This window comes from Micromonospora sp. NPDC023633 (genome assembly GCF_040640035.1).
Taxonomy (GTDB): domain Bacteria; phylum Actinomycetota; class Actinomycetes; order Mycobacteriales; family Micromonosporaceae; genus Micromonospora.
Genome location: NZ_JBFABB010000236.1, coordinates 1 through 4,855 on the forward strand (window position 1 = coordinate 1; position 4,855 = coordinate 4,855).

The window sequence follows — 4,855 nt, forward strand, 5'->3', positions numbered from 1 at the left end:
CATCGCCGTTCGCGAGCAACAGCTCCCACAGCGCCTCGGGCGAATCCACCCCGCCGGGCAACCGGCACGCCATCGACACGATCGCGATCGGGTCGTCCAGGGCCACCGTGGCCGGCCGCGATGCGGTGCCGTCGTCGCGGCCGTCGAGGAAGCCCGCCAGCGCCCGTGGCGTCGGGTAGTCGAAGACCGCTGACACCGGGACCTTGCGGCCCGTCTCGGCGGCCAGCCGGTCACGCACCTCCAGCGCGGTCAGCGACGTGACGCCCCAGTCCCGGAACGGCCGGTCGGGGTCGGCCGAGCCCTCCCCGCCCAGCACGTCGGCCACCGTCCGGGTCACCAGGTCGACCAGGTCGCCGGAGGCCGGCGCCGGTGGCGGCGTTGCGGCGCGCTCGGCCGGGGGCGGCCACTGCGCGAAGACGGCGTCCCAGTCCACCGGCACACCCCGCAGGTGCAGGGTGGCCAGCGCGCGGAGCACCTGGTCGGGTGCCGTGCGGCGCAGCCCGGCCACCACGACGGCGTCCGCGTCCTCCGCGTCGATCGTTTCCTGCACCCCGTAGGTGAGGACCGGGTGCGGGCTGATCTCCACGAAGATGTCGTAGCCGTCGGCGACCAGACCGCGGGTGGCCCGGGCGAACTGCACGGTGTTGCGCAGGTTGCGGAACCAGTAGGCGGCGTCCAGCGCCGGCGGTTCGCCTGGCGTCGTCGTCGACCGCATCGGGACCGTGCCCAGCCGCGGCGACACCGTGGCCAGCCCGGTCATCAGCTCCTCGTGCAGGTCGTCGATGTGCGGCGAGTGCGCGGCCAGGTCGACCGGGATCAGCTTCGCCGCGACGCCCTCGGCGACCAGCTCGGCCGTGAGCTCGTGCAGGCTGTCCCGCTCCCCGGAGAGCACCACCGACCGGGCGCCGTTGACCGCCGCCAGCGAGACGCGTCCCTCGTACCGCGTGATCCTGTCGGTCAGCGCCCCGGGCGGCAGCGGGACCGCCGCCATGGCGCCGCGGCCGGCCAGCCGGGCCTGTGCCCGGCTCCACAGGGCGACGGTGCGCGCGCCGTCCTCCAGCGACAGCCGGCCGGCGACGCAGGCCGCGGCGATCTCGCCGTTGCTGTGCCCGATGACCGCGTCCGGCTCGACGCCGTAGTGCCGCAGCAGGTCGGCGAGGGCGATCATCACGGCGAACAACGCCGGCTGCACGACGTCGTCACGGCTCAGCCAGGAGTCGTCACCGCGCAGCGTCGCGAGCAGATCCCAGTCCGTGTACGGCCGCAGCGCCACCGCGCAGCGATCCATGGCCGCGGCGAACTCCGGCGAGCGGTCGATCAGGTCGAGGGCCATGCCGGCCCACTGCGACCCCTGACCCGGGAAGACGTAGACGACCTTCGGGTCGGTCGTGGCGGTCCCGGCGGCCGGTGCGAGCTCCCGGGCCCACCGGTGGAGGTTGTCGGCGCTGGTCATACGCTCGAATCACCAGGTGACCGGCAGGCCCCAGGGGCCGCGGACCAGCATCGTGGTGCGCCACTGCACGTCCTCGGCCGGCACGGCCAGGGCGAGGTTGGGGAACCGGGTGATCAGGGCGGAGATCCCGATCTGCAGCTCCATCCGGCCGAGCTGGGCGCCCAGGCAGTGGTGCGCGCCGTGCCCGAAGGCGAGGTGCGGGGGCCGTTCGACGAACTCGATCTTCTCCGGGTTCTCGAAGACGGTCACATCCCGGTTGCCCGAGGCCATCGACGGCAGGACGGCCTCGCCGGCCCGCACGAGCTGGCCGCCGAGTTCCACGTCCTCGGTGGCGACGCGGGCCATGAACGCGTTCGGGTTGAGCGGGGTGATCCGCAGCAGTTCCTCGACGGCCTCCGGCAGCAGGTCGGGCTGGTCCCGTAGCGTGGTGTAGGTGCCGGTGGTGAGCAGCAGGTAGACGAAGTTGCTGAGGAAGTTGGCGGTGGTCTCGTGCCCGGCGATCAGCACGTCGACGCCGAGCCCGATGATCTCGTCCTCGGTGAGGCCGCCGTCCTCGCTCATGCCGGCCACCAGAACGCCGAGCAGGTCGTCGGCCGGCTCAGCGCGCCGCTGGTCGACCAGTTCGCCGAGGAACGCGCGCAGGTCGAGCTGCGCCTTGACGATCTGCTGCGGGTCGATGCCGACGTCGGGCGAGTTGACCAGGATGGTGTCCGCGTACCCGCGGAATCGTTCTTGCTGATCGAAGGGCACACCGAGCAGGTCGCAGATGACCCGCATGGACACCGGCAGGGAGAAGCCGTGCACCAGTTCCGCGGGCGGGCCGGCCTTCTCCAGTGCGTCGAGGTGCTCGGCGACGACGCTCTCGACGGCGCCGCGCAGCGCCTCCACCCGCCGGGCCGTGAAGGCCCGGCCGACCGCCCGGCGCAACCGGGTGTGGTCGGGCGCGTCGGTGGTGAAGATGCTGTCGGGGCGCTGCACGAACGGCAACACCCGGGGCTCGTCGTCGCCGACCGCCTGGGCGCGGCTGAACCTGCGGTCACCCAGCACGACCTTGACATCCTCATACCGGACGGCGAGCCAGGCGGGCTGGCCGTAGGTCATCTTGACCCGCTGCAGGCCGGGCCTCTCCCGCAGCTCGGCGTAGCGCGGGTCCAGGTCGAGCGCGACCGGCACGTTGAAGGGGTAGGCAACGGGTTCGTTCTCGGTGCTGGTCATCGCGACTGTGCTCCTTCGCCGCACGCGGTATGGCGTGTGCTGGTCGTCGTGGTGTGCGGTTGTTCAGCCGACCTCGGTCACGGCGGGGCGGTGCCGGGCGGACCGGAGGACGCGCCAGACCATGTCCGGTGCAACCATCCGCTGAGGAGGGTCGAGCAGGTTCGCCACGCGCAGCAGCGCCCGCCCAACTGCCGGGTCGCGGCCGACGGCGGCGCCGACCGCGTTCAGGTAGAAGCCGGTCAGCCGACCGGCCAGGGTGCGACTCTTCGCCGGGTCGGTGAATCGTTCGTCGCCGCTGGTCGCCATCGACCATGGGACGGTGAGGATGCGGGCGGTCGCCTTGAAGAAGCGGCGGCCGATGCCCGTCGTGCCCTGCCGCAGGCAGGCCCGGAGGATCAGCGCTTCCTCGCCGGCCACAGTCATGCCCTGGCTGTAGACCGGGTTGAAGCTGCACACCGCGTCTCCCAACACGAGGAAGCCCTCCGGCAGGCGGGTCAGGCGCTCGTACCGCCGCCGGACGCTGGCCGGAAACCGCGCCCGCAGGGCGTCGTCGATCGGCGTCGCGGCCGCGATGACCTCGGCGATCGCGGGGTCGGGCAGGCTGGCGGCGAAGGCCCGGAAGCCCTCCGGATCGAGCGGCGCTGGGTCGTCGGCGAGGCCGGCGAGGGTGACGACCCAGCGGTCGTCCTCCTCCCGGGCCAGGGCGCCGCCGCGGGGGTTTTCCAGGGACATAGTGACCACAGCGCCCTTGCTGCCGGCCAGGTGCCCGGGCTCGCGCCGGAAATGCTGGGTGGCGTAGGTGATGCCGATCGGCACCCGGTTCTCGACGGGGGCGTCGTAGCCGAGGTCGGTCAGCCAAGTCGGTGCCCGCGAACCGCGGCCGGAGGCGTCCACCACCAGCTCGGCCGACAGATCGACGGGCGCGTTCCCGTCGGCCAGCCGCACCGCGTGGACACCGGTGACCCGGCCGGCATCAGCGCCGGTGGTCAGGCCGGTCACCTCGTGACACGGGAGCAGGGTCACGCCGGGCAGCGCGAGCACCCGCGCCCGGACCTTGCGTTCCAGCAGGAGCCGGCTCATCGAGAGCCCGCTCAGGCCACAGTGGTGACGCACCAGCCGCCGGCCGTCGATCGTCCATCGGATGTCGTTCTGCAGGTCCGCGACGGTGGCGCCGTCGTCGATTAGGTCCTGGCTCAGCCCGGGGAAGAGCTCCTCGAGGATCTCTCGGCCGCGGGCAAGCAGGCCGTGCAGGTGTTTAGCCTGCGGTACGCCGCTCCGGTACCCGTCAACGTCGGCGTGGTCGCGGTCCAGCAGCAGCACCCGGTCGTACTCGTCGCTGAGCACGCGGGCGGCGAGAAGGCCGCCCATGCTGGCACCGATGACGACCGCCGTTCGTGCAGCGCTCACCATTGACGAAGAGACGACTCACAGTGCCCCACCAAGTGTCTTGACATATATCTCCCCCGCTCCACGAGCCGCCGTACCGTACATATGCTCCCTGGTGAACGACTGGAAGCCATCGATTCGGTTCATGCCGAATACAGATCATCCGCTTCACGACCGCAGGAACCTGAAGCCCTTGACGCGATCAGTTGCATCGATGATCAGCGCGGCGGGGTGGGGCTCGGTCTCGCGCGTCGGCCCCGGGCAAGGCATGGATCCTGCATCGCCTGCGGATCGTCGTGACCCGCCCGTTCTGCAAGCGACCAGCAGGACTTGCGTTCTACGCCCGACAGCAGCCCTTCCACAAACGGCCCGGCGGTCCGACGGGGCTCCACCCGCACGAACCGGTCAGCGACACGCGTCACCGCCTCATCCAGGATGACCCGCCACCCGGCGGGGTCTACGCTGTGGCACACGGCCACCGCGCGATCTTCGGTTGTCCTCACAAACCATCGACGATCAACGCGGTGGCCGGGGGCTCGACTTCGCAGCCCGAGTCGCCGCCGTACCAGAGGACATCGACCTGCACACGATGGACGACGACGGCGTAGCGACGGTAGTCAACCTGTGCCACTTCGGGTATCACGGTGTCTGGGGACCCAAGATCACCCAGATGGGTGCCCTGTATCGGCCCCACGTGGTTCCCGTGCTAACTTGGCCTTTAACCTGTGCGGCGTGGGCGGGGACCGGTGGAGGTCTTTGGTTTTGCTTTCGCCCGTGGGCTGATGTGCACGTCGTGCCGTT

The 4,855-nt window shown here is 71.2% G+C and carries 4 protein-coding genes; all 4 read right to left on the minus strand.

The features are described from left to right. The coding region (locus tag AB0G13_RS34025; protein ID WP_357883612.1) for an acyltransferase domain-containing protein at positions 1-1,453 on the minus strand (1,453 nt) is incomplete at its 3' end. 9 nt (positions 1,454-1,462) lie between these two features. Beyond that, positions 1,463-2,668, minus strand: a complete 1,206-nt coding sequence (locus AB0G13_RS34030) for a cytochrome P450 (RefSeq protein WP_357883615.1) — start codon at positions 2,666-2,668, stop codon at positions 1,463-1,465. A gap of 63 nt (positions 2,669-2,731) precedes the next feature. Beyond that, positions 2,732-4,036: a squalene monooxygenase gene (locus AB0G13_RS34035; RefSeq protein WP_357883618.1), complete on the minus strand. Its 1,305-nt coding sequence runs from the start codon at positions 4,034-4,036 to the stop codon at positions 2,732-2,734. A gap of 517 nt (positions 4,037-4,553) precedes the next feature. Then, positions 4,554-4,685, minus strand: coding sequence for a hypothetical protein (locus AB0G13_RS34040; protein ID WP_357883621.1), 132 nt, complete (start codon positions 4,683-4,685; stop codon positions 4,554-4,556). Between the last annotated feature and the right edge of the window lie 170 nt (positions 4,686-4,855).

Coding starts and splice junctions, on each gene's coding strand:
- AB0G13_RS34030 (WP_357883615.1), bottom strand. CDS start 2,668: ATGACCAGCACCGAGAACGAACCCGTTGCCTACCCCTTCAACGTGCCG.
- AB0G13_RS34035 (WP_357883618.1), bottom strand. CDS start 4,036: ATGGGCGGCCTTCTCGCCGCCCGCGTGCTCAGCGACGAGTACGACCGG.